Source organism: Pseudomonas sp., from assembly GCF_036404235.1.
In the GTDB taxonomy this organism is placed as follows: domain Bacteria; phylum Pseudomonadota; class Gammaproteobacteria; order Pseudomonadales; family Pseudomonadaceae; genus Aquipseudomonas.
In genome coordinates this window covers 1-3,887 of record NZ_DASWOT010000126.1, presented here as the reverse complement: position 1 = coordinate 3,887, position 3,887 = coordinate 1, and the positions used below count along the sequence as shown (strand labels likewise).

Below are 3,887 nucleotides of genomic sequence, written 5' to 3'. Positions count from 1 at the left end.
CTGTCGATTTAACCTGCAAATCGAAGCACTTCGGCCCTGCTTACTTCGTCCAACTCTTTGATTACCAAGGAGTTTTCCGTTTCGTCTGCGCCGGAAGTGGGGCGAATTATAGACACATCCAACACCCCGTCAACAGTTAATTTCATTAAATTATCATACCTGTAAGGAACAGCCCCAAAAGTAAGGGGCGGACCTTAAGGCACGCCCCTTACCTTTTATTTACAAGCTAGGAAAGGCGAACTGCGACGCTTCATGACTGGCCCGCTGCGGCCAGCGCTGAGTAATCGCCTTGCGCCGGGTGTAGAACCGTACGCCGTCCGGACCGTAAGCATGCAAATCACCAAACAACGAACGCTTCCAACCACCAAAGCTGTGATAGGCCACAGGAACAGGCAGCGGCACATTGACACCGACCATCCCGACTTCAATCTCGTCGCAGAACAAACGGGCCGCCTCGCCATCACGGGTGAAGATACAGGTACCGTTGCCATATTCGTGATCGTTGATCAACTGCATGGCCTGTTCAAGGCTATTAACTCGGACGATGCACAGTACTGGCCCGAAAATCTCTTCTTTATAGATACGCATATCAGGAGTGACGTGATCGAACAGGCAGCCGCCCAAAAAGAAACCCTCTTCATTACCAGGCACGCTCAGCCCGCGACCGTCCACAACCAGATTCGCGCCGGCACCGACACCATCGTCTATATAACCGCTGACCTTATCCCGATGTTGCCCTGTAACTAGAGGTCCCATGTCCAGGCCACACGTCGTGCCAGCACCGATCTTCAAAGCTTTGATCTGAGGAACCAGCTTTGTCACCAGCGCATCAGCCACTTGATCGCCGACACACACAGCAACGGAGATAGCCATGCAGCGCTCACCACACGAACCATAGGCAGCACCCATCAGCGCACTGACTGCATTGTCCAGATCCGCGTCAGGCATCAGCACCGCATGATTCTTCGCGCCACCGAGCGCCTGAACCCGCTTGCCACGCGATGTAGCCTCTTTATAGATGTACTCGGCAATCGGCGTAGAGCCTACAAAACTCAGCGCCTTGACCTCCGGGGCCTCGATCAACGCATCCACTGCAACCTTGTCGCCATGCACAACGTTAAGTACCCCCTTTGGCAAGCCTGCCTCAAGCAACAACTGCGCGATCAGTAACGTCGAGCTTGGATCCCGCTCGGACGGCTTAAGGATGAAGCAGTTACCGCATGCAATCGCCAACGGGTACATCCACAACGGCACCATCGCAGGGAAGTTGAACGGGGTGATACCTGCGACTACGCCCAACGGCTGGAAGTCCGACCAGGCATCAATGTTTGGTCCTACGTTGCGGCTGTACTCGCCCTTCAGAATTTCCGGCGCAGCACTGGCGTACTCGACGTTCTCAATTCCGCGTTTGAGCTCACCCGCGGCGTCTTCAAGGGTTTTTCCATGCTCTTCACTGATCAGTTGAGCGATACGTGCCTCGTTCTGCTCCAACAGTTGCTTGAAGCGGAACATTACCTGCGCACGCTTGGCTGGAGGTGTATTGCGCCAAGCTGGAAACGCCGCCTTGGCCGAATCGATAGCCCGTTGCACGGTCTCACGGCTGGCCAACGGGACCTTACGAATCGCTTGACCTGTCGATGGATTGAACACATCGGCAGTACGACCGCTATCGCTTACCAGTTCGCCATGAATCAAGTGCTGGATGGTGCTCATGAATCGACTCCATAAAGATGCCATCAAGCGCGACCCAAGCCGCGCCTGTTTGTAATAAGAGAATCAATCGACCTGATTAAGCGCTTCGCCCACGGCGTCGAACATACGGTCCAGGTCCTGAGGCTTGCTGTTGAAGGTTGGCCCGAACTGCAGCGTATCGCCACCGAAGCGTACATAGAAACCGGCCTTCCACAGTTTCATGGCAGCGTCGAAAGGGCGCACGATGGCGTCGCCGTCACGTGGAGCAATCTGAATAGCCCCCGCCAAACCATAGTTGCGAATGTCGATGACGTTTTTGGTGCCCTTTAGACCGTGCAACGAGCTTTCGAAGTGCGGCGAAGTTTCTGCCACTTGCTGTACTAGATTCTCACGCTGCAGCAGTTCCAGCGCAGCAAGACCGGCGGCACAAGCGACCGGATGCGCCGAGTAGGTGTAACCGTGCGGGAATTCGACCGCATACTCAGGCGTCGCCTGGTTCATAAACGTGTGATAAATCTCGCTGCTGGCAATCACTGCACCCATCGGAATTGCGCCGTTGGTGACTTGCTTGGCGATGCACATCAGATCCGGCGTGACCCCGAAGCTGTCGGCGCCAAACATAGAACCTGTGCGGCCAAAGCCTGTGATGACTTCGTCGAAGATCAGCAGGATGTTGTGCTGATCACAAATCTCACGCAGACGCTTCAAATAGCCCTGCGGTGGAACGATCACCCCAGCTGAACCCGACATTGGCTCAACGATGACCGCGGCGATGTTGGAGGCGTCATGCAACTCGATGAGCTTGAGCATTTCGTCAGCCAACGCAATTCCGCCCTGCTCCGGCATGCCACGCGAATATGCGTTACTGGCCAGCAGCGTGTGCGGCAGATGATCGACATCCATCAACTGACCAAACATTTTACGGTTGCCGTTAACCCCACCAAGGCTGGTGCCAGCGATGTTTACGCCGTGGTAGCCACGCGCGCGGCCGATCATTTTGGTCTTGGTCGCCTGGCCCTTCAGGCGCCAGTAAGCACGGACCATTTTCACAGCGGTATCGGCGCATTCGGAACCAGAGTCGGTAAAGAACACATGGTTCAGGTTGCCAGGCGTGAGATCGGTGATTTTTTCGGCAAGCTTGAACGACAAAGGATGCCCGAACTGGAAGGCCGGCGAGTAATCCAGCGTACCCAACTGGCGTGAGACTGCTTCCTGGATTTCTTTACGGGTGTGACCCGCTCCACAGGTCCAAAGTCCCGACAAACCGTCGTAAATCTGGCGACCTTTGTCGTCCGTCAGATAGCTACCCGACGCCGCAACGATCAGCCGCGGATCGCGATGGAAATTGCGATTAGCGGTGTAGGGCATCCAGTGAGCATCAAGCTTCAACTGGCTGGTCAAGGACATGTCGGAAGACTCGGGCATATTCATTGGAATTGACCTCACAAGGGTGTGTGGGTGGCTTGCCTTCCGCTGGGCAGAAGCAGGACCGGGTTGCAGCTAAGTTGCCACGGGCATAAAGTCCGAAAAACTCTACTTTTACGATCTTTAGTTGGGTAATGACTAAACTATGAGCATCCGACGTCCCGCTCCGCTAGCACAAGTCAGTGATTTCGATATCCGCCTGTTGCGCATCTTTCGAAGCGTAGTTGAATCTGGAGGCTTTTCGGCAGCCGAAAGTGCCTTGGGCATTGGGCGCTCGGCCATCAGCCAGCAAATGGGCGATCTCGAACAGCGACTTGGATTGCGCCTGTGTCAGCGAGGGCGCGCAGGGTTTTCTCTGACGGAAGAAGGACGAGAGGTTTACCAGTCTGCTCTGCAATTGCTCAGTGCTTTAGAGAGCTTTCGTACAGAGGTCAATGGCCTGCACCAGCACCTGCGTGGAGAACTGAACATCGGCCTGACTGACAACCTCGTTACCCTTCCCCATATGCACATCACCCACGCCCTCTCCCAGTTAAAGGAACGTGGGCCGGATGTACATATCAACATCCGAATGATCGCACCCAACGAAGTAGAGCAAGGCGTGCTGGACGGTCGACTGCATGTCGGTGTTGTCCCACAGGCCAGCGCATTATCGGGGCTTGAATATCAGCCCCTCTACAGCGAGCGCTCATTGCTGTATTGCGCAGTTGGACACCCGCTGTTTTATGTGGATGACACACAGTTGGACGACAGTCGCCTCGCCGACCAGG

At 55.3% G+C, this 3,887-nt stretch carries 3 protein-coding genes; 1 reads left to right on the top strand and 2 read right to left on the bottom strand.

Going from position 1 to position 3,887, the window contains the following annotated elements; translation table 11 throughout:
• Window positions 1-219: 219 nt before the first annotated feature.
• Together VGC62_RS16235 and VGC62_RS16230 are read right to left on the bottom strand one after the other, a co-directional pair.
• On the bottom strand, window positions 220-1,713 hold the full coding sequence (locus VGC62_RS16235) for a CoA-acylating methylmalonate-semialdehyde dehydrogenase (RefSeq protein ID WP_331188100.1): 1,494 nt from the start codon (window positions 1,711-1,713) through the stop codon (window positions 220-222).
• Between the two features lie 63 nt (window positions 1,714-1,776).
• A complete protein-coding gene (locus VGC62_RS16230; RefSeq protein ID WP_331188099.1) occupies window positions 1,777-3,123 on the bottom strand; it encodes an aspartate aminotransferase family protein in 1,347 nt (448 codons plus the stop codon).
• A 139-nt stretch (window positions 3,124-3,262) separates the two neighbouring features.
• On the opposite strand from VGC62_RS16230, the gene VGC62_RS16225 reads away from it, so the two are divergent.
• Window positions 3,263-3,887, top strand: a 625-nt coding sequence (locus VGC62_RS16225) for a LysR family transcriptional regulator (RefSeq protein ID WP_331188098.1), incomplete at its 3' end; no start/stop codon positions are given.

Excerpts from the sequence above, each read along its gene's own strand:
- VGC62_RS16235 (WP_331188100.1), bottom strand. The coding sequence starts at position 1,713 with ATGAGCACCATCCAGCACTTGATTCATGGCGAACTGGTAAGCGATAGC.
- VGC62_RS16230 (WP_331188099.1), bottom strand. The coding sequence starts at position 3,123 with ATGAATATGCCCGAGTCTTCCGACATGTCCTTGACCAGCCAGTTGAAG.